We start from the raw sequence: 18,467 nt of genomic DNA on the forward strand, positions 1-18,467 counted from the left end.
ACGATTTCCCCTATGCCAATGACGATTGCCGCGCTGCGTGCGCGTTATCTTGATGGCAGCCTCACGCCCGCGCAGGTCGTCGAGCAGATTGCGGCGCGCACGTCGGGCGACGATCCGCACCACGTCTGGATTCGCGCACTCACGCGCGACGAGATGATGCGTTATGTGGAAGCGCTCGCCGGGCGCGATCCGGCCACGTTGCCGCTGTACGGCATTCCGTTCGCTATCAAGGACAACATCGATCTTGCAGGCGTGCCGACCACGGCGGCCTGCCCGGATTACGCGTACACGCCACAGGCCAGCGCGGCCGTTGTCGCGCGCCTGATTGCTGCGGGCGCGATTCCCGTCGGCAAGACCAATCTCGATCAGTTCGCCACGGGCCTCTCGGGCCAACGCTCGCCGTACGGCGCTTGCCGCAATGCCTTGGACCCGGAATACGCTTCGGGCGGTTCGAGTTCGGGTTCGGCTGTGTCGGTGGCTTTGGGGATCGCGGCCTTCGCACTGGGCACCGATACCGCCGGCTCGGGCCGCGTGCCGGCCGCCTTCCACGGCCTCGTGGGACTGAAACCGACCAAGGGCGTGTTGAGCACGCAGGGCGTCGTGCCCGCGTGCCGCTCGCTCGATTGCGTATCGATCTTCGCGCACACGGCGGACGATGCGCAGACGGTCTTCGAATCCGCTCACGGCGTGACGGAAGGCGATCCGTATGCGCGTGCATGGGAAGGTGCCTCTGGCGATGTGGTTTCGCTGCGCGGGCTGCGTCTGGGCGTGCCGCGCGAGGCGCAACGCGAGTTCTATGGCGATGCGTCGTATGCTGAGGCATTCGATGTTGCACTCGACAAACTGCGTGCCGAAGGCGCTGAAATCATCGAGATCGATTTCGAGCCGTTTATCGACACCGCGCGCCTGCTCTACGAAGGACCGTTCGTGGCGGAGCGACTGGCGGCGATTCGTCCGTTTTATGAAGCGAATCCCAATGCCTTGCATCCCGTGACGCGCGCGATCATTGGCGGCGCGACGCGCTGGAGCGCGGCAGACACCTTCACCGCCTTCGACCGGCTGGCCGCGCTGCGGATGAAATCCGAACGCGTCTGGCCAGATATCGACGCACTGCTGACCCCCACCTCGCCGACCACCTCGACCGTCGCCGAACTCGAAGCCGATCCGATCGGCGTGAATGCGAAGTTCGGCTATTACACGAACTTCGTGAATCTGCTCGATCTGTCCGCGCTGGCCGTGCCTGCTGGCATTTGCGAAACGGGCGCGCATGCGGGAAAGCCTTTTGGTATCACTTTCGTTGCGCGCGCACACGAAGATTCGAAGCTTCTGGCAATTGCGCAAGCCTGGCTTGGCGAGCGAGCGCTTACGGTCAAAAAGGCTACGGCGGAAAACGTGCGTGTTGCCGTGGTGGGCGCACATCTGAGCGGCCAGCCACTCAACGATCAACTGACCTCGCGCGGCGCGCGCCTTATCGAAACGACGCGTACCGCGCCTGCGTATCGCCTTTACGCGTTGCCGCAAGGCCAGAAACCGGGCCTTCAGCGCGTAGCCGAAGGCGGCGTTGAGATCGAAGTCGAGGTCTGGGAAATGCCTGCGGCGCAATTTGGCTCCTTTGTCGCGCTCATTCCCGCGCCGCTTGGCATTGGCACGCTGTCGCTCGTCGATGGCAGCACGGTGCAGGGCTTTCTGTGCGAAAGCATTGCCTTGCAAGGTGCCGCTGATATCAGCGCATTCGGCGGCTGGCGTGCATGGCTCCAGCGCAATGCGTCAACGCCCATCGAATCGTCAGAAAAGCAGGAATGCTGATGAAAATATTCAATTCCAAAGTTTCAGAAACACCCGCCGTACCGTTCAATACATGGAGATCAGTCATGAAAGCCACGCACGTTACGTTTGAACAGGGCACGTCCCCGGCGCGCCGCTGGGCCACCCGTCTTGCCGCAGGCGTTGCGCTTGCTGCCGGACTGTTTGCGGCAACCGGCCAGGCGGCGAGCGCCGCGCCGCTGCGTATCGGTTATAGCGACTGGCCGGGCTGGGTGGCCTGGCAAGTCGCCATCGACAAGGGCTGGTTCAAGGAAGCCGGTCTCGACGTGAAGTTCGACTGGTTCGATTACGCGGCCTCGATGGATGCGTTTGCGGCCAACAAGCTCGACGCCGTGCTCGTGACCAATGGAGACGCGCTGACGATGGGCGCGAACGGCGCGAAAAACGTGATGGCGCTGATCACCGATTACTCGAACGGCAATGACATGGTGATCGCCAAGCCGCCCGCGCGCAAGATTCAGGATCTGAAGGGCAAGAAGATTGGCGTGGAATTCGGTGTGGTCGATCATTTGCTGCTGCTCGACGCCTTGCAGCGCGCGGGCATGAAAGAGGGCGACGTCACACTCGTGAACGCCAAGACCACGGAAACGCCGCAAGTGCTCGCCTCATCCGATGTGGCCGCGATTGCGGCATGGCAGCCTAATGCGGGCGAGGCGCAACGCGCGGTGCCAGGCGCACGACCGGTGTTCACTTCCGCCGACGAACCGGGCCTCATTTACGACGTGCTCGCCGTCAATCCCGTGAGTCTCGCGGCGCATAAGGCCGATTACAAAAAACTCGCGAAGGTCTGGTATCGCGTGGTGCATTACATCGAAGATCCGGCCACGCAGGGCGACGCGGTGAAGATCATGTCGGCGCGAGTGGGTCTGACGCCCGCGCAATATCTGCCGCTGCTCAAAGGCACGAAACTGCTCACGCTGCCCGAAGCGCAACAGGCTTACGTGAAAGCCGATGGCTTCAAGTCGCTTTATGGCTCCAGCCACGCCGCCGATGCATTCAACGTGAAGTATCAGGTCTACAAGACGTCGCAGGATGTGGGCGCGTATGTGGACCCGTCCATCACGAGCGCCTTGAAGTAACCGCATCGCTGCATTAGAGGAGAGCGCCATGGCCGAAATCAGCCAGACCGGTATGTTTGCAGTACGCCGCGAGCTTACGTCGCGCGGCAAATGGATGTTGGGACTCGGCTCGTTTCTGGTGCCGCTCCTCGTTTGGTGCGTGGTGAGCTACGTGCCGTTCGTGTGGCATCCGCAGGTGTTGATTACGCAGCCTGGCAGTGTCGATTATTTTCAGCCAGGCATGCGTATCGACAAGGCAGTGTTCGCCGACGAGCTCTCCCATGCGCGCGAAACGCATGCAGCGCTGCCGTCCGGCGTGCCCGCGAACCCCGTGTATCTGCCCGCGCCGCATGAAGTGCTGCGTGCGTTTTATACGGCCTTTACCACGCCGCCCGCTTCGGCGGATGGCGTGTGGCTGCATCAAAGCCTTTGGCACAGCGTGCAGATCATTTTCTGGGGCTTTCTGGTGTCGTCGTTGATCGGCGTGCCGCTGGGCATCGTGTGCGGCACTTATAGCGCGCTCGCGCGCCTGCAGGAGCCGTTCTTCGAATTTTTCCGCTATTTGCCCGCACCCGCATTCGGCGCGCTGATGGTGGCCGTGCTCGGTATTTACGATGCGCCGAAGATCGCGATTATCGTGATCGGTACGCTGTTCCAGCAGGTGCTGATTATCGCAAACACTACGCGCAAGCTGGAATTCGGCTTGCTCGAAGCGGCCATGACGCTGGGGACCACGCGGTTGAAACTGCTCACCCATGTCGTCGTCCCCGGCATCCTGCCCGATCTTTATCGCGACCAGCGCATTCTGCTGGGCTGGGCGTGGACCTATCTGATCGTCGCGGAACTGGTGGGCACGAGTTCGGGCATCACGTGGTACATCACGCAGCAGGCGCGTTATCAGCATTTCGACAATGTCTACGCCGCGATCATGATGATCGGCATCATCGGGCTGGGAACCGATCTGGTGCTGGCGTTCGTTGGGCGCAAGCTCTTTCCGTGGGACCGCATCTTGAAGGCGTGAACGCGCTTCATGAGCCTTATCTGCATCACGCATTCATTTCAAAGGACGCCACCATGTATAACCCGCAGCCCGTCCCCGACTATCTTCTGCAATCCAGCGAAGTGCGCGAGCGCTTTGCGCGGATCAAGGCGCGCGAGCCGATTCTCGAAGTGCGCAATCTGACCAAATGCTTTGCCTCGCCACAGGGCGAACATACCGCGCTATCGGATATCAGCTTCACGACACACCGGCGCGAGTTCGTCTGCGTGATCGGGCCTTCGGGTTGCGGCAAATCCACCTTGATCCGCATTCTCGCGGGGCTGGAAACGCAGACTTCGGGCGAAGTGCGCGTCGATGGCAAAGCCGTGCGCGGCCCCGGTGTGGAGCGCGGCATGGTGTTTCAGGGCTACACGCTGTTTCCGTGGCTCACGGTGAAGAAGAATGTGATGTTCGGCCTGCGCATGAGCGGGCAGGGCGCGGCGCAAGCGGAGCGCGAAGCGCTGCAATGGCTCGATCTGGTGGGGCTGGAGAAGTTCGCCAATGCTTATCCGCATCAGCTTTCGGGCGGTATGAAGCAGCGTGTGGCGATTGCGCGCGCGCTCGCCAACAAGCCCAGAATCTTGCTGATGGACGAGCCGTTTGGCGCGCTCGATGCGCAGACGCGCGCGAAAATGCAGCGGCATCTGCTGGATATCTGGCGCAATGTCGATATTACGATTTTCTTTATTACGCACGATCTGGACGAGGCGATCTTTCTTGCCGACCGCATTCTCGTGCTCAAGGCGAATCCGGGCGAAGTGCAGGAACTGATCGAAGTGCCGGTGCCGCGACCGCGCAGCTACGCGCAATTCAATTCGCCCGAATTTCTCGCCACGCGCGCGCGGCTCGATGCCCTCATCCATCCGCCCGCGCAGGACGAAACGGATGACGAGATCGGCGCGCAACCGCATATGATCCGTCTGACCGATATTCACGATTCGGTCGAGTGAACCCATGCGCGGTTAAACGTATCAGGCCGGCACGGCCGAGCCGTAAGGCACGTCCTGCTGGCCGTAGCGGCGCACGCGGATATTCGCCTGTTCGCCGTGTGCGGTCATCCCTTCGATGGCGCACAGTCGCGAGCAGTACGAACCAATCAGCGCGCTGGCTTCATCGGTCAGTACCTTCTGATAGGTGCAGGTTTTGATGAACTTGCCGACCCACAAACCACCGGTATAGCGCGCGGCCTTGCCCGTCGGCAGCGTGTGATTGGTGCCGATCACCTTGTCGCCGAACGCCACGTTGGTGCGCGCGCCAAGGAACAACGCGCCGTAGTTCTTCATATTGTTCAGGAAGTAATCCGGGTCGCGCGTCATGACCTGCACGTGTTCGGACGCGATGCGGTCAGCTTCCTGAACCATTTCCTCGTAGCTGTCCACCACGATCACCGCGCCGAAATCGCGCCACGATACGCCTGCGGTGTTGGCCGTGGGCAGGATCTTCAGGATGCGCTCGACTTCGGCAATGGTGTCCTTCGCGAGTTGCAGCGAGTTCGTCAGCAGGATCGCGGGCGTGTTGTAGCCATGTTCGGCCTGACCGAGCAGGTCGGTTGCGCACAGTTCGGCGTCCACGCTGTCGTCGGCGATGACCAGCGTTTCGGAGGGACCGGCAATCAGATCGATGCCGATGCGGCCGAACAATTGACGCTTCGCTTCGGCGACGAACGCATTGCCGGGACCGACCACCATCGATACCGGATCGATGCTCTGCGTGCCGAGCGCCATCGCGGCGATCGCCTGCACGCCGCCGAAGGTGTAGATCTCGTCCGCGCCGCCCAGGTGCATCGCCGCGATCACAGCGGGATTGGGGCGGCCCTGCACGGGCGGCGAGGCGGTGATGATACGCGGCACGCCCGCCACCTTGGCTGTCACGACGCCCATATGCGCGGACGCGACGAGCGGAAACTTGCCGCCCGGCACGTAGCAGGCGACGCTGTCCACCGGCATGTTCTTGTGGCCGAGCACCACGCCCGGCAGCGTTTCGACTTCGATATCGCGGATCGATTCGCGCTGCGCCTGTGCAAAATTGCGCACCTGGGCCTGGGCGAATTTGATGTCTTCGAGCTGGCCTTGCGAGAGCGAGCGCACGCATGCAGCGATCTCGTCTTCGGAGAGACGGAAGCGCTCCGGCGACCAGTTATCGAATTTCTCGGAGAGTTCGCGCACCGCTGCGTCGCCGCGCGCCGCGACATCGGCGAGGATGCCCGTGACGGTGTCGCGCACGCTGGCGGCGTCCTGCGACGATGCTTCGGCGGTGCGGCCGTGCTTCAAAAACTGGATTGCCATGATGGTTCCTGGGGAGGTGAGGACCGGTTGATTTGCGTTGCCGTTTGCTTTGGCGTTGCGCTACGATTGGACGCAAATTTAGCGCAAGCTTTTATGCAAATGCAGTGCAAATAGTCCGAAATTACCCTGGTACTCCCGTCGATACAGGGTTTGTGGGCGCTGCAATCCGGAAACAATCATGCAAAAAAATGCAAATAGAGTAGGCCGGCCGAAGGCGGCGAAAGTCCGGCTCGACGACGTGGCCGAGCGGCTGGGCGTCTCGGTCTCGACGGTCTCGCGCTCGCTCGCGGGTCATCCCGCCATTAGCGATCAAACGCGCAGCGCCGTGCAGGCGGTGGCGGCCGAACTGGGCTACCGGATCCCTTCGCAAGGGCGGCGCGGCCGCAAATCGGAAACGAAGCTGATTGGCGTGGTGGTGGGCGCGCTGCACAACCGCTTCATGACGGTGCTGCTCACGCATCTGCATGACGCGTTGCAGGAGTTCGGCTACCAGATCACGCTGATGATCGATCCCATGAACGACGCGGGCAATCTCCTCGCATTTCGTCCGCTGATCGACGGCTATCTCGATGGCCTCGTGTTCGCGACGGCGACGCTCGATTCGCCCGTGGTCGCCGAAATGCAAAGACGCGGCATTCCGCTCGTGCTGGTGGTGCGCTCGGTGGACGACGTGGCCGTGGATACCGTCGAGATCGATAACGTGCATGCGGGCGCGGTGGCGGCCGAGCATCTCTATCAACTCGGCCATCGCCGCATGGGGCTGGTGATGGGGCCAAAAAATACGTCCACGAGCCGCGACCGCGCGCGCGGCGCGATCGAATGGCTGCAAGGCGCGGGCTTGCCGGCTGACGCGCTCTCGATCATGTGGGGCGACTACACGACCGAGGCTGGCTATTCCAGCACGATGTCGCTGCTGGGCGAGAGCAGGCCGGTGACTGCCATCGTCGCGGGCAATGACACAATTGCGCTGGGGGTGCTGGAAGCCGCGAGCCGCCGAGGCATCGCCGTGCCGGATCAACTGTCGATCATCGGCTTCGACGATATGCCGCTGGCGGGTTCGCCGCTAGTGGGCTTGACGTCGATCCGGCAACCGGTCGAGGCAATGGCGCGCACCGCCGCGCGGCGTCTCGTTGAGCGCATCCGCGCGGGCGGCATGGGCGCGCCCACGCGCGACGTGCTGCCGATTCAGCTACTCAGGCGCGATTCGACCGGGCCGGTCGCCTGATCGCTGATCGTAGCGGGATGTCATTTGGCGGCGACGGCCTTGTGCATCAGGTCACTGTGCGAGGCATCGGTCCATTGCGCGCGAATACGGGCCACCACGGTCTCAGGCAGCGACACGTAATCGAGCGTCTGGATCGCGGCTGCGCCGTGCGCAAAGGCCCAGTCGAAAAACTTCAAGGTCGCATCGGTGTTTCCGGAGCCTTCCGGTGCTGCGTGCAGCAACACGTAGGTCGCGCCAACCACGGGCCAGGCATTGTGATCCGGCTGATTGGTCAAGGCCGGGGCAAGCGAAGTCGTCCAGTTGGCGCTGGCGACCGCGGCATTGAACGAGGGCGGTCCGGGCTGCACCACCGCGCCCGCAAAATTGGTCATCGCCACATAGGTTAGATGATTCTGCTTCGTAAAATCCCATGCAACATAGCCAATTGCGCCGGGCAGATAACCCACATAGGTCGCAACGCCTTCATTGCCTTTACCGCCAATTCCCAGTGGCCAATGAACGCTGGTGCCTTCGCCTACGCGACGTTTCCATTCGGGGCTGACCTGGGAGAGATAGTGCGTCCAGATCAGCGTCGTACCTGAACCGTCCTGACGACGCACGACCGCAATCGGCGTATCCGGCATTTTGATCTGCGGATTCAAACGCACGATGGCTGGATCGTCCCAATACTGGATTTTGCCGAGAAAAATATTGCCGAGCACTTCGCCCGTCAATATCACTTGTCCGGCCTTGATTCCCGGTAGATTGACGACGGGCACGACGCCGCCAATCGCGGTGGGGAATTGTTGAAGGCCATGGTGATTGAGCTCGTCTTCGGTGAGCGGCGCATCGGAGCCTGCGAAATCCACCTCATGGGCGATGACCTGTTTGAGCCCTTCGGAAGAACCCGTGCCGCGATAGACCACTTTACCGCCGCCCGATTGCCGATATTCGGCAGCCCATCGTGCATAGAGCGGGGCGGCGAGTGTGCTTCCCGCTCCCGTCACACCGTCGGCGTGAGCGGTGAGCGCGCAAAAGCCGAATATCAGCCCAAAAAACAGAGGGCGAGCTGGTCTCATGGTTATCTCCGGCTTGATCGCGCTTTAAAACGTCGCGGAGTTTGTTGTGCCGGGCAAATCGATCCCGGTCGAACGTGGACGAATCAAAGATCGCCTGGATTGCAAACCTGGTTATTCCAGATTCATGCCCGGCGATTCGCCACATTCTCACCATTACAGGACGGTGACAGTCGCTATTCAAATTGAATCAAGCTATCGCGCGCGCTGTCTTCGCCGTATTGAAGATTTGCGAATGAAGATTTGCAATCCTGAATAAGAAAATCAAAAAGGCTCACCATGAGCCAGCCGATTTAGTCTGATGAGACGGCGGCGAATTCTATCGTCGGCGTAGGTTCGGTGGAATTTGCGCCCAGCGTCGTAGTTTCCGCAAGCGTCTTGATGCGCTCGGCCATCTCGTTGTCGAGCGGGGTATAAACGATCATGCCCAGATCGGGCCGCCCATCGACTGCGAACGCCGAATACTCCAGCTCGATCGGCCCAAGCTTGGGATGCAGCAGTTTTTTGACACCGCCATCGGCGTGATTATGCAGATCGTTCTCGCGCCAAAGCGCTGCGAATTGCGGGCTCGCGGCACTCAGTTCATCGACGAGTTTTCCCGCCTCGGACACCAGACCCGCGCGCGCCACATCCGCTCTGAACGCGCCCACGACAAAACGCGCCACGCTGTCCCAGTCGTGCTGCTTCGCGCGCACGTCGGCGTTGCCAAACAGAAAGCGCAGGATATTGCGCCCGTTGGGCGGCAGCGCGCCGTAGTCGGTTAGCACGACCGCCGCTGCGCGATTCCAGGCGACCACGTCCCACACGGGATTCTTGATGATGGCGGGACTCGATTGCAGCGAATCGAGAAACCGCTGCAGGCGCGGATGGACGTCGTTGACGGCGTGATAGCGAACCTCCGGCGGTCGGCCCAAGGCCAGCATGAAGAGATGTTCGCGCTCGGTGTTGGTGAGCATGAGCGCACTGGCGATGCGTTCGAGCACGCTGGCCGAGGGCGCGCCGCCGCGTCCCTGTTCGAGCCAGGTGTACCAGGTGGGGCTGATATTCGCCCGTTGCGCGACCTCTTCCCGGCGCAGGCCAGGCGTGCGCCGACGGCCGGAAAAGCCGAAGCTCGCGGGATCGAGCCGCGTGCGGCGACTCTTCAGGAAGTCGCCGAGCGAGGTGGCGGTGGTGACTGACATGGCCATTCCTGTTAGTCGTTTTACCATGATAACGTCACTACTTTAACGGAATAAAGATTCGGCAGATAGTGCGCAGGTCACGACCAGAAGGAGCTGACGATGCGAATCTTTTTGACGGGTGCGACCGGTTTTATCGGCTCGGCCCTTGTTCCGGAACTGATTGAGGCGGGTCATCAGGTGATCGGCATGACCCGCTCGGACGCGGGCGCGCAGGCGCTTAAGGCGGCGGGCGCTCAACCCCACTTTGGCACGCTCGAAGACGTCGAAAGCCTGAAGCGCGGCGCCGAAAACGCGGACGCCGTGATTCACGCCGCGTTCGATCACGACTTCTCGCGATTCGTCGAAAACTGCGAGAAGGACAAGCGCGCCATCGCGGCGCTGGGATCGGTATTGCAGGGCTCGGACCGGCCGCTATTGATCACCTCGGGCACGGGTGTGGGCAGCGGCGAGCACGGCGAACCCGCAAGCGAAGATGTTTTCAACGCGCAGCATCCGAATCCACGCATCGGCTCGGAAATCGCGGGCAACGCGCTGCTCGACGCTGGCGTGAACGTCTCGGTGATGCGCCTGCCGCAAGTGCATAACCCGCTTAAGCAAGGGCTGATTACACCGCTGATCGCGATTGCGCGCGAGAAAGGCGCGGTCGCTTATATCGGCGAAGGCCGCAACCGCTGGCCGGCCGGGCATCTAACCGATGCCGTGCGGCTGTATCGGCTGGCAATCGAAAAGGCGCTCCCGGGCGCGCGCTATCACGCTGTAGGCGAGGAAGGCGTCAGCAGCCGCGAGATCGCCGAATCGCTCGGGCGTGGTCTCAAGCTGCCGGTCGTGTCGATTTCGCCGGATGAGGCGCAGGCGCAGTTCGGCTGGATGGCGATGTTCGTCAGCCTGGATATGCCGGCTTCCAGTGCGCTGACGCAGGCGCGTCTGGGCTGGAAACCGGTCGGGCCGTCGCTGATTTCGGATCTGGATCAGGCGCGCTATCTGTAACGATGCCGCGATCGTGCCGTTTGATTACGCCGCGTCCGGAAACAGGTGTTGATGCAGGAAGTCGACGAACACGCGCACCTTCGGCGGCGTCATGCGCCCCGAAGGCCATAGCGCGCGAAATGGAATCCGGTCTGCCGTGAAATCGCGCAGGACGGCGACCAGCGAGCCATCGGCGAGTTGTCTGCGCACGGTGTAATCGGGCACGTTCGCCAAACCCAGTCCCGCTTCGGCCAGCGCGATGAGCGGTTCCACCGCGCTGGCGATGGCCGTCGAGGGCAGGTCGACGTCGAAGGTTGCGCCGTCGCGCACGAAAGTCCAGCGTCGCAGACGCCCGGAACGCGAAAACCGGTGCTGCAGGCAGGCGTGCGCAGTCAGTTCTTCGGGCGTGGCCGGTTCGCCGCGCGCCGCGAGATAAGCGGGCGCGCCCACGATCAGATGCGTGTAATGGCCGAGCGTGCGCATCGTGAGTTGCGAATCGACGGCGTCGCCGGTACGCAGCACCACGTCGAAACCGTCTTCGATGATATCGACCATCCGATCGCTGAAGTCGATATCGAGTTGCACTTCCGGATACGCGTGCATGAACGCCGACAGCACCGGCATCAGCAAAGTGCCGACGAGCGGGATACTCACGCGCAGACGCCCCATTGGCTTTGCGCGTGAAATCGCCAGTTCGGATTCGGCTTCCTCGATTTCGCCGAGGATGCGCTGGCAGCGCGCCAGAAACAGCTCGCCCTCAGGCGTGAGGCGCACGCTGCGCGTGCTGCGATGAAAGAGCCGCACGCCGAGCCGCGTTTCCAGCCGCGCCACCGCCTTGCCGATTGCCGATGCCGACAGCCCGAGTTGCCGCCCCGCCTGCGCAAAGCTCAGTGTTTCCGCCACGCGGGTGAACACCACCAAGCCGCTCATATGATCGAGCGCTCCGGACGTGCGGGTGACGCCGATGGTTGTAGCGCGTTCGGGTTCGGTCATCGCGAGGCCATTCCTGTGGGCGTTCGGGAACCTGATTGTGCATGAGCGCAACGGCATGCGGCGCGATCAACGCCACATGGGCGACATGACTATTCGGCTTGCCTGAATAATCCGCACAGGCCCGTCGCCAAAGGGCGCAGCGCGATTGCGGACAGGCGTGTCCGGGGTGAGCGCACCGCCAGGCCGTTTTTCCCGCACGGCCGCCCGTCTACATTTCGTCTCAAGCGTCGCCGGTCCTCGGCAAGACGCAACCGCTAAACGGAATGATGGAGAACGAAATGTCCAAGCTCGAAATGTCCAAGCTCTTTTCGCAAGTCAAAGTCGGCTCGTATGCATTTTCGCATCGCGTCGTCCTCGCGCCGCTGACCCGCATGCGCGCCGAGGAAGGCGCACGCCCCGGCCCGCTGATGGCCGAATACTACGCACAACGGACTTCGGCCGGCGCCTTGCTGATCGGCGAAGCGACCATCGCCGCGCCGGAAGGCAACGGTTATCTCGGCGCGCCCGGTCTTTACGACCATAGCCAGATCGCCGGCTGGAAAACCGTCACCGACGCCGTGCACGCCAAAGGCGGCAAGATCTTCCTGCAGCTTTATCACGCGGGCCGGCAATCGAATGCGCAATTGCAGCCCAACGGTGGCCGCCCGGTCGGGCCGTCCGAAGTGGCGCACGGCGGCGTGGCCTACACGGCAGCGGGTTGGGTGCCGAATACGCCAAATCGCGCGCTGGAAACCGCGGAAGTGGCGGGTGTCGTCGAGCGTTTTCGTGAGGCCGCAAAGCGCGGCGTTGCGGCAGGATTCGACGGTGTCGAACTGCACGCAGCCAATGGCTATCTTTTCGATCAGTTTCTGCAGGACGGCAGCAACCAGCGCACCGACGAATACGGTGGGTCGATTGAGAATCGTGCGCGTCTGCTGCTCGATACGACGCGCGCCGTGATCGACGTCTGGGGCGCGGATAAAGTGGCGGTGCGGCTTGGCCCGAGCGGTTCGTGGGGCGATATGTCCGATAGCGATCCGCAAGCGCTGTTCGCCTACGTTGCCGCGCAATTGAACGCGCTGGGCATTGCGTATCTGCATCTGATCGAGCCGCGCATCGCCGGCAATATCGAGGACGGTGCGCGCGACCAGGCGCCGGTGGCTGCGAAGACGCTGCGCGCGGTGTTCCACGGCCCGATCATTGCGGCGGGCGGTTTCGATGGCGCAAGCGCTGAAGCGATCGTGCAATCAGGCGACGCGGATCTGGTCGCGTTCGGGCGGCACTTCATCGCGAATCCGGATCTGCCGGAGCGTCTGCGCAAGCAGTTGCCGTTGAATCCGTATGACCGCGCAACGTTTTTCGGCGGCACTGCGGTGGGTTACACCGACTACCCGTTCTTCGCCGAGGACGCCGTTACGGCGTGAGTGGGGGCTTTCAGATGCCGAGGGCCGCACGGCGAGCGTCGCGCGGCCCTTGGCGTTTTAGTCATGCTGGCTTATTGGCCAAAGTAGACGGGCTTCATGCCGTCGTAGGCCGGGCGCGCTGCAGCAACCGCGGCGCCCGAAGCCGATGAACCATCCGCGACGCCGCCAACGGCGTTGTTCTGCGCGGCAACCTTGGCTTCGGCGGCAAGCAGATCGTCCGGATAGTGCGGATCGTTGCCGCGTGCGGGGCTATAACCGGCCTTTTCGAGCTGGACCAGTTCGGCGCGAACCTGAGCGCGGGTCACCGGACCGTTCGACGACACATTCGACTGGGCAAACGACGCAACCGGAACGATAAGGGCAGCGGCAACTGCAACGGCTTGAATCAGGGACTTCATGATGACAACCTCCATTGTGCTTTGGTATTCGATGCGGCGGATTCGCTGCAACCGATGAGCAAAGTCTAGGAGTTTGGACGCCTGGGGTTAACCATGATCTCCGAAAAGCATTCTTCCACGTGGTGGAAGGATTGGCGGGTTTGCGCAGACGATGTCGATTCGACCCGCTCTCGAACGTCGACAGAGATAACCCAACAGGAGACACCGGCATGAGACATCAATCGATCCCCGTTATCACCGTTTTCGAACGCTCGCCCGATCGCGGCAAGGGACTCGCGCGCGACATGCGCGTGCGCTGGGCGCTCGAAGAAGCAGGCCAGCAGTATGAGGTTCGCCTCGTCTCGTTCAGCGCGATGAAGGAACCCGCGCATCGGGCGCTGCATCCGTTTGGGCAGATTCCCACCTATGAGGAGGGCGATCTTGTTCTGTTCGAATCGGGCGCGATTGTTCTGCATATCGCAGAGCACCACGCCGGGCTGCTACCCGCCGACGCCAACGCCCGGGCACGCGCGATGAGCTGGCTCTTTGCCGCGCTCAACACGGTCGAGCCGCCCATCCTCGAACTCCAGACCCTCAAGTTTCAGGAACGCGATAAGCCTTGGTTCGAGCAACGCCTGCCGCTCGTCGGGGATCGAATTCGCGAGCGCCTGGGTGATCTTTCCAGGCGCCTTGGCAAAGCCGAATGGCTCGACGGCGCGTTCAGCGCGGGCGATCTGATGATGGTGTCGGTTTTGCTGCGTCTGAGGGCGTCCGGTTTGCTGGACGAGTATCCGGATCTCAGCGCCTATGTCGCGCGCGGCGAGGCGCGGAGTGCTTACCAGCGGGCTTTCGCCGCGCAACTGGCGCTATTCAACGGAACGCCTTAACACGCATCACGGCGCGCAGATATGAAGCCTAGCTTTGCAGTTTAGCTTCATATTATCTAGAATGCGCGCATGACCTCTCATCCGACCTCCAGCACGACGCGACCCGACGCTCAACCCGTTTCCGCCCAGGCTGACGCCCTCGCGGGCGATCTGCGCGCGCTGGTCGGCAAGCTCAAACGGCGGCTGCGCGAGCAGGCGAGCGCAGGCGATTTCACGCCGTCCCAACTGGCGGTCCTGCAACGGCTGGAACGCGATGGCCCGGCGACGGTATCCAGCCTCGCACGCGCGGAAGGCATGCGCCCGCAGTCGATGGGCACCGTGGTCGCCGCGCTGGAATCGACGGGATTGCTGACCGGCGCGCCGGACCCAGCCGATGGGCGGCAAACGCTCTGGTCGCTCACGGATGTCTTCGCTAACTGGATGCGCGAAAGCCGTGCGGCGCGCCAGGACTGGCTCGCGCGCACGATCGAAGCGCGCCTTTCCGGCCTCGAACAGACGGAACTCGCTCACGCCATCGCGCTGCTTCAGCGGCTCGTGCAGCCCTAAGGACGGAGGCCAGCCATGAGCGATTCCGCCACCGGCATGTTCCGTTCGCTGCGCAGCTTCAACTATCGCGTGTGGTCGGCGGGCGCCCTGGTGTCCAACGTCGGCACCTGGATGCAGCGCACTGCGCAGGACTGGCTCGTATTGACGGGCCTCACGCATCACAGCGCGGCGGCAGTGGGCGTGGTGATGGGCCTGCAGTTCGGGCCGCAATTGCTGTTTCTGCCCTGGTCGGGCTACGCGGCCGATCACTTCGATCAGCGCCGCCTGCTGATGTTCACGCAGGCGATACTCGGCGTTCTCGCGCTGGCGTTGGGCTTGCTGACGATCACGGGCGTCGTCCAGCTCTGGCACGTCTATCTGTTCGCCTTCCTCTTTGGCACCACCACGGCGTTCGATTCGCCGGTGCGACAGACCTTCGTTTCTGAACTCGTCGGCGATTCCGACCTCGCCAACGCGGTCGCGCTCAATTCGACCTCGTTCAACGCCGCGCGCATGGTCGGACCGGCGGTGGCGGGCATTGTGATCGCATCGGTGGGCGTCGGCTGGGCGTTCGTGCTCAATGGGCTGTCTTTCGTCGCCGTGCTGGTGTCGCTCACGCGGCTGCGCTCGCACGAATTGCGCATGCGCTCGCGCGCCAAGCCCGCCAAGGGCAACCTCGTGGCGGGATTTCGCTACGTGTGGTCGCGCCCGGACTTGAAAGCGATCGTGGTCATGCTGTTTCTGATCGGCACCTTCGGCCTGAATTTTCCGATCTTCATTTCGACGATGGCCGTGCGCGTCTTTCACGCCGACGCGGGCGGCTATGGCCTGCTTTCATCGCTGATGGCGGTGGGCACGGTCTCGGGCGCGCTGTTCGGCGCGCATCGCAGCAACCCGCGTTTTGCATCGCTGCTGATTGCATCGGCGATGTTCGGGGTGGGCTGTGTGCTGGCGGCGATTGCGCCCAGCTATGGCTGGTTTGGCGCAGCGCTGGTGGTGATTGGCGTGGCGTCGCTGACGGTCATGACGGAAACCAACAGCCTCATGCAGCTCTCCACCGAGCCTTCGATGCGCGGGCGCGTACTCGCGATCCGCCTGGCCGTGGCGCTGGGCGGTACACCCATTGGCGCGCCGATCGTCGGCTGGGTGGCCGACCATTGGGGGCCGCGCTGGGCATTGCTGGTTGGGGCCTCGTCTGGATTCGCGGCGGCAGCGGTGGCGATCTGGGTGATGACGCGCGGTCGCCTGAACCCGGCAGATCCGGTAGACCGCGCGAATTGACGTGACAATTACGCGCAGAGCTTTGCGCTGGCGAGGCGGTTGAGGCTCACGCCTTCTTCGGTGGCCTGGATCACCAGCGCGCGATGGGCCGCTGGCGGAATCCGCACCTTGAAGATGCCGCTATAGCTGCGATCCGCGATGGGATCGGGCACCTTCTCGCCGTCGGCCGTCATTTCCTGCACGGTTTCGTGTACCAGGCGGCGGATACCGGCGAGCGCGCCTTCGGGCGACTTGTCGAGCCATGACAGCGAGGGAAACTCCGCGCACAGCCCAACGTGTTCCTCATCCTCAGGGGACCACGAGATGCGATACGTGTAGTGGTCGTGCTTCATGATTGCAGCTCCTTGAGCTTGTCGATCGCTTCGAGAACCTGGCGCACTTGATACACCTTGGCCTTGCCGTGATCGTTCTGGATATTCACGCGCGGGTCGCCTGGCCACGGCATTTTAAAAACCGCATGACTGGAGCCGGACTGACGCGCCGCGCCGAAATACGTCTCGCACACCTTGAAGAGGTCGTTGAATCGCACATTGGCGGGCTCGCCGCGCATCTGCTCGAGTATTTTCTGTTCGTGTCTCATGGTGTCACTATTGACACCATTCGTCAAGCCGGGTGCAGGGCTCGCGTGGCGCGAATTTGCGCGCCGTCATGGTCGGCGCGCGCACGGCGGAAGTGCGAATGGTGGCGAAACAAGAGGGGACTGCGGGATCGAGTCCGACGCTGAAATCTTAAGAAGGGGATCCGGCGCGCAACACCTGGCCGGATGGCCAGCGGTCGGGCAATCAAGCTGCGGGCGCAGACCTGCTACGCTTCCCGAGCCGCTAGCCTTCGCGCCTTCTCATTAACGGAACCGCCCGCCCGATGCATCGTCGCTCTCTTGTCATTCGCGCGTTCTTCGCGCTCTGCCTGCTCGCCGCGACCCTCAATCACGCGCGGGCCATCGCAGCGCACGGGCTGCTCTGGGACTACGGCTACGGCGACGACGCCGTGTTCGCCAGCAGGGTTTTCTGGGCCGCGCTCACGCTGCTCGATCCGCTCGCCGCGCTGCTGCTTTTTGTGCGCCCGCGTGCGGGGCTCGCGCTGACGGTCGCGATCATCGTGTGCGATGTGCTGCACAACGGCTGGTACGTCGCGCGCCATGGGCAGTGGCTGGCGACGTTCTATGTTTCCCAGCTTGCGTTTTGTGTCGCGGTGCTGGCGATGACGCCGCTGGCGGCGAGGCCGTTTCGCTTGCGCGGCCCCATCGATGCGCTTAAATCAGACGTTCCGAAATCACGCGAAACGGTGCGCCTGGGATAACGAAGCAAAACGGCGAACCCGTCGCGCCGATACCGTCGAGAAACGCACTGCCCACCGCCGAAGGCGCGACTTCGAGCGGCTGAGCGCTACGCAGATCGATAGGCAAATCTATGCGCGCATGCGCGAGCCGCCCACAATCCTCGACATGCGATAGCGCTGCATCCTGAAGGCATAGCTGCGCGACTGCTTCATCCCATGAGCCAAAAAAAGCGCCAAATTCGGCCGGCACGGCGCGCACCGACGTGCGCCGCGCGTCGCAGCGGAACCCCGGCGCGCTTCCTCGCCCACCCGTGATGAGCGTGCTGTAGCCATCTGCCTGGGCGCAATGCTCGAAGCGCTCAGGAAGATGCGAGGGCAGCGCGTCGCTGAACACACGGCTGCCGATGGCATAAACCCATTGATCGACCACGTTCTTGACGAACAGAACGGTAGGCTCTGCGACGTTGGCGCCGTCGAATCGGTCGACATAGAAGCGCCAGTTGCTTTGCAGCGGCGATGGAAAGAGCCGCCGCAACGGGCCGGCTAGCGCCGGGCCAAAGTGACGGTGCGCGTAGGTGAGGATCGTGAAGAGCGTCTTGCCGTCGCGTTGCGCGAGCTCGACGCCGGGCGGTACGAGCCTGGCCGCTTCGATGCGTGCGAGATCGACGCTCCAGGTGCAATACACAATGTCGACGACATCGCTCGCCAGTGTCGGGAACGGCAACCGCCCAAGCACGGCGCGGCGTGCGCGCAGCAGCGAGCGGCAGTTGATCAGCTTTTCGGCGGCAACGCTGGTAAAGCCACTTGAGGGCGAAACGAATTCGTTGGTGAACAAACAGGAACTCCGGCGCGAAAGAGGGGGACTGGTTTCAAACGAAGACGCGCAGTATGCCCCGAGGCCATCGAGTCACGTCGGCTGATTGTCCATCCCGGCTCATGGCAATCCAGCGCGCATGGCCAGGCGCAAAAAACCCGCTTTTCACGTTCGCCGTGCAATATTTTGTGTCGCCGGGACAGACGGATACATTGGGATACAAAGCGTTCTTCGCGCTGCGCTATAAAGCTTCCATCGCAATCGAATGCATCGAGG

General features: G+C 62.7%; 19 protein-coding genes. 11 read left to right on the top strand and 8 right to left on the bottom strand.

The window, feature by feature from the left end:
- The first annotated feature begins 12 nt into the window (after nucleotides 1-12).
- The 4 genes from atzF (at nucleotide 13) to F3J17_RS06950 (ending at nucleotide 4,871) form a co-directional block, all read left to right on the top strand.
- A complete protein-coding gene (atzF, locus tag F3J17_RS06935; RefSeq protein WP_240160836.1) occupies nucleotides 13-1,806 on the top strand; it encodes an allophanate hydrolase in 1,794 nt (597 codons plus the stop codon).
- Nucleotides 1,807-1,871: 65 nt separating this feature from the next.
- The gene (locus F3J17_RS06940) at nucleotides 1,872-2,903 is read left to right on the top strand and encodes an ABC transporter substrate-binding protein (RefSeq protein ID WP_167055196.1); all 1,032 of its coding nucleotides are present in this window, start codon (nucleotides 1,872-1,874) and stop codon (nucleotides 2,901-2,903) included.
- A gap of 28 nt (nucleotides 2,904-2,931) precedes the next feature.
- Entirely contained in the window at nucleotides 2,932-3,903 is a 972-nt protein-coding gene (locus F3J17_RS06945) for an ABC transporter permease (RefSeq protein ID WP_167055198.1), read from the top strand.
- A gap of 53 nt (nucleotides 3,904-3,956) precedes the next feature.
- Nucleotides 3,957-4,871: an ABC transporter ATP-binding protein gene (locus F3J17_RS06950; protein ID WP_167055200.1), complete on the top strand. Its 915-nt coding sequence runs from the start codon at nucleotides 3,957-3,959 to the stop codon at nucleotides 4,869-4,871.
- Between the two features lie 21 nt (nucleotides 4,872-4,892).
- Here F3J17_RS06950 and hisD read toward each other — a convergent pair whose 3' ends face one another.
- Nucleotides 4,893-6,206, bottom strand: coding sequence for a histidinol dehydrogenase (gene hisD, locus F3J17_RS06955; RefSeq protein ID WP_167055202.1), 1,314 nt, complete (start codon nucleotides 6,204-6,206; stop codon nucleotides 4,893-4,895).
- 178 nt (nucleotides 6,207-6,384) lie between these two features.
- Here hisD and F3J17_RS06960 point away from each other — a divergent pair, with 178 nt between their 5' ends.
- Nucleotides 6,385-7,431, top strand: coding sequence for a LacI family DNA-binding transcriptional regulator (locus F3J17_RS06960; RefSeq protein ID WP_167055204.1), 1,047 nt, complete (start codon nucleotides 6,385-6,387; stop codon nucleotides 7,429-7,431).
- Nucleotides 7,432-7,451: 20 nt separating this feature from the next.
- Here the strand turns inward: F3J17_RS06960 and pstS are convergent, their stop codons facing one another.
- Nucleotides 7,452-8,489, bottom strand: a complete 1,038-nt coding sequence (pstS, locus tag F3J17_RS06965; protein WP_167055206.1) for a phosphate ABC transporter substrate-binding protein PstS — start codon at nucleotides 8,487-8,489, stop codon at nucleotides 7,452-7,454.
- 290 nt (nucleotides 8,490-8,779) lie between these two features.
- Entirely contained in the window at nucleotides 8,780-9,667 is an 888-nt protein-coding gene (locus F3J17_RS06970) for a helix-turn-helix transcriptional regulator (RefSeq protein WP_167055208.1), read from the bottom strand.
- A gap of 99 nt (nucleotides 9,668-9,766) precedes the next feature.
- Between F3J17_RS06970 and F3J17_RS06975 the strand changes: the two genes are divergently transcribed.
- On the top strand, nucleotides 9,767-10,654 hold the full coding sequence (locus tag F3J17_RS06975; RefSeq protein ID WP_167055210.1) for an SDR family oxidoreductase: 888 nt from the start codon (nucleotides 9,767-9,769) through the stop codon (nucleotides 10,652-10,654).
- Nucleotides 10,655-10,678: 24 nt separating this feature from the next.
- Here the strand turns inward: F3J17_RS06975 and F3J17_RS06980 are convergent, their stop codons facing one another.
- On the bottom strand, nucleotides 10,679-11,626 hold the full coding sequence (locus tag F3J17_RS06980; RefSeq protein ID WP_167055211.1) for a LysR family transcriptional regulator: 948 nt from the start codon (nucleotides 11,624-11,626) through the stop codon (nucleotides 10,679-10,681).
- A gap of 293 nt (nucleotides 11,627-11,919) precedes the next feature.
- On the opposite strand from F3J17_RS06980, the gene F3J17_RS06985 reads away from it, so the two are divergent.
- Nucleotides 11,920-13,029 (top strand): alkene reductase, encoded by a 1,110-nt coding sequence (locus F3J17_RS06985; protein ID WP_167055584.1) that lies wholly within the window; start codon nucleotides 11,920-11,922, stop codon nucleotides 13,027-13,029.
- A gap of 71 nt (nucleotides 13,030-13,100) precedes the next feature.
- Here F3J17_RS06985 and F3J17_RS06990 read toward each other — a convergent pair whose 3' ends face one another.
- Nucleotides 13,101-13,427: a DUF4148 domain-containing protein gene (locus F3J17_RS06990; RefSeq protein WP_167055214.1), complete on the bottom strand. Its 327-nt coding sequence runs from the start codon at nucleotides 13,425-13,427 to the stop codon at nucleotides 13,101-13,103.
- A 209-nt stretch (nucleotides 13,428-13,636) separates the two neighbouring features.
- On the opposite strand from F3J17_RS06990, the gene F3J17_RS06995 reads away from it, so the two are divergent.
- The 3 genes from F3J17_RS06995 (at nucleotide 13,637) to F3J17_RS07005 (ending at nucleotide 16,099) form a co-directional block, all read left to right on the top strand.
- Nucleotides 13,637-14,293 (top strand): glutathione S-transferase family protein, encoded by a 657-nt coding sequence (locus F3J17_RS06995; RefSeq protein WP_167055216.1) that lies wholly within the window; start codon nucleotides 13,637-13,639, stop codon nucleotides 14,291-14,293.
- Nucleotides 14,294-14,362: 69 nt separating this feature from the next.
- Nucleotides 14,363-14,839: a MarR family transcriptional regulator gene (locus F3J17_RS07000; protein ID WP_167055218.1), complete on the top strand. Its 477-nt coding sequence runs from the start codon at nucleotides 14,363-14,365 to the stop codon at nucleotides 14,837-14,839.
- Between the two features lie 15 nt (nucleotides 14,840-14,854).
- Nucleotides 14,855-16,099 (top strand): MFS transporter, encoded by a 1,245-nt coding sequence (locus F3J17_RS07005; RefSeq protein WP_167055220.1) that lies wholly within the window; start codon nucleotides 14,855-14,857, stop codon nucleotides 16,097-16,099.
- A gap of 8 nt (nucleotides 16,100-16,107) precedes the next feature.
- Here the strand turns inward: F3J17_RS07005 and F3J17_RS07010 are convergent, their stop codons facing one another.
- Both F3J17_RS07010 and F3J17_RS07015 read right to left on the bottom strand, forming a co-directional pair.
- Nucleotides 16,108-16,431, bottom strand: coding sequence for a toxin-antitoxin system HicB family antitoxin (locus F3J17_RS07010; protein ID WP_167055222.1), 324 nt, complete (start codon nucleotides 16,429-16,431; stop codon nucleotides 16,108-16,110).
- The gene (locus tag F3J17_RS07015) at nucleotides 16,428-16,679 is read right to left on the bottom strand and encodes a toxin HicA (protein WP_167055224.1); all 252 of its coding nucleotides are present in this window, start codon (nucleotides 16,677-16,679) and stop codon (nucleotides 16,428-16,430) included. The genes F3J17_RS07010 and F3J17_RS07015 overlap by 4 nt, the downstream gene beginning before the upstream one ends.
- Nucleotides 16,680-16,960: 281 nt before the next feature.
- On the opposite strand from F3J17_RS07015, the gene F3J17_RS07020 reads away from it, so the two are divergent.
- A complete protein-coding gene (locus tag F3J17_RS07020; protein WP_205194665.1) occupies nucleotides 16,961-17,398 on the top strand; it encodes a hypothetical protein in 438 nt (145 codons plus the stop codon).
- Here the strand turns inward: F3J17_RS07020 and F3J17_RS07025 are convergent.
- A complete protein-coding gene (locus F3J17_RS07025; RefSeq protein ID WP_167055226.1) occupies nucleotides 17,352-18,212 on the bottom strand; it encodes a DUF2071 domain-containing protein in 861 nt (286 codons plus the stop codon). The genes F3J17_RS07020 and F3J17_RS07025 overlap by 47 nt on opposite strands.
- Nucleotides 18,213-18,467 lie beyond the last annotated feature (255 nt).

The sequence above is a fragment of the Burkholderia sp. Ax-1719 genome (assembly GCF_011753055.1).
Taxonomy (GTDB): domain Bacteria; phylum Pseudomonadota; class Gammaproteobacteria; order Burkholderiales; family Burkholderiaceae; genus Paraburkholderia.

Bases quoted from the DNA above. Each gene is read 5' to 3' on its own strand.
- atzF (WP_240160836.1), top strand. From the start codon at position 13: ATGCCAATGACGATTGCCGCGCTGCGTGCGCGTTATCTTGATGGCAGC.
- F3J17_RS06940 (WP_167055196.1), top strand. From the start codon at position 1,872: ATGAAAGCCACGCACGTTACGTTTGAACAGGGCACGTCCCCGGCGCGC.
- F3J17_RS06945 (WP_167055198.1), top strand. From the start codon at position 2,932: ATGGCCGAAATCAGCCAGACCGGTATGTTTGCAGTACGCCGCGAGCTT.
- F3J17_RS06950 (WP_167055200.1), top strand. From the start codon at position 3,957: ATGTATAACCCGCAGCCCGTCCCCGACTATCTTCTGCAATCCAGCGAA.
- hisD (WP_167055202.1), bottom strand. From the start codon at position 6,206: ATGGCAATCCAGTTTTTGAAGCACGGCCGCACCGCCGAAGCATCGTCG.
- F3J17_RS06960 (WP_167055204.1), top strand. From the start codon at position 6,385: ATGCAAAAAAATGCAAATAGAGTAGGCCGGCCGAAGGCGGCGAAAGTC.
- pstS (WP_167055206.1), bottom strand. From the start codon at position 8,489: ATGAGACCAGCTCGCCCTCTGTTTTTTGGGCTGATATTCGGCTTTTGC.
- F3J17_RS06970 (WP_167055208.1), bottom strand. From the start codon at position 9,667: ATGTCAGTCACCACCGCCACCTCGCTCGGCGACTTCCTGAAGAGTCGC.
- F3J17_RS06975 (WP_167055210.1), top strand. From the start codon at position 9,767: ATGCGAATCTTTTTGACGGGTGCGACCGGTTTTATCGGCTCGGCCCTT.
- F3J17_RS06980 (WP_167055211.1), bottom strand. From the start codon at position 11,626: ATGACCGAACCCGAACGCGCTACAACCATCGGCGTCACCCGCACGTCC.
- F3J17_RS06985 (WP_167055584.1), top strand. From the start codon at position 11,920: ATGTCCAAGCTCTTTTCGCAAGTCAAAGTCGGCTCGTATGCATTTTCG.
- F3J17_RS06990 (WP_167055214.1), bottom strand. From the start codon at position 13,427: ATGAAGTCCCTGATTCAAGCCGTTGCAGTTGCCGCTGCCCTTATCGTT.
- F3J17_RS06995 (WP_167055216.1), top strand. From the start codon at position 13,637: ATGAGACATCAATCGATCCCCGTTATCACCGTTTTCGAACGCTCGCCC.
- F3J17_RS07000 (WP_167055218.1), top strand. From the start codon at position 14,363: ATGACCTCTCATCCGACCTCCAGCACGACGCGACCCGACGCTCAACCC.
- F3J17_RS07005 (WP_167055220.1), top strand. From the start codon at position 14,855: ATGAGCGATTCCGCCACCGGCATGTTCCGTTCGCTGCGCAGCTTCAAC.
- F3J17_RS07010 (WP_167055222.1), bottom strand. From the start codon at position 16,431: ATGAAGCACGACCACTACACGTATCGCATCTCGTGGTCCCCTGAGGAT.
- F3J17_RS07015 (WP_167055224.1), bottom strand. From the start codon at position 16,679: ATGAGACACGAACAGAAAATACTCGAGCAGATGCGCGGCGAGCCCGCC.
- F3J17_RS07020 (WP_205194665.1), top strand. From the start codon at position 16,961: ATGCATCGTCGCTCTCTTGTCATTCGCGCGTTCTTCGCGCTCTGCCTG.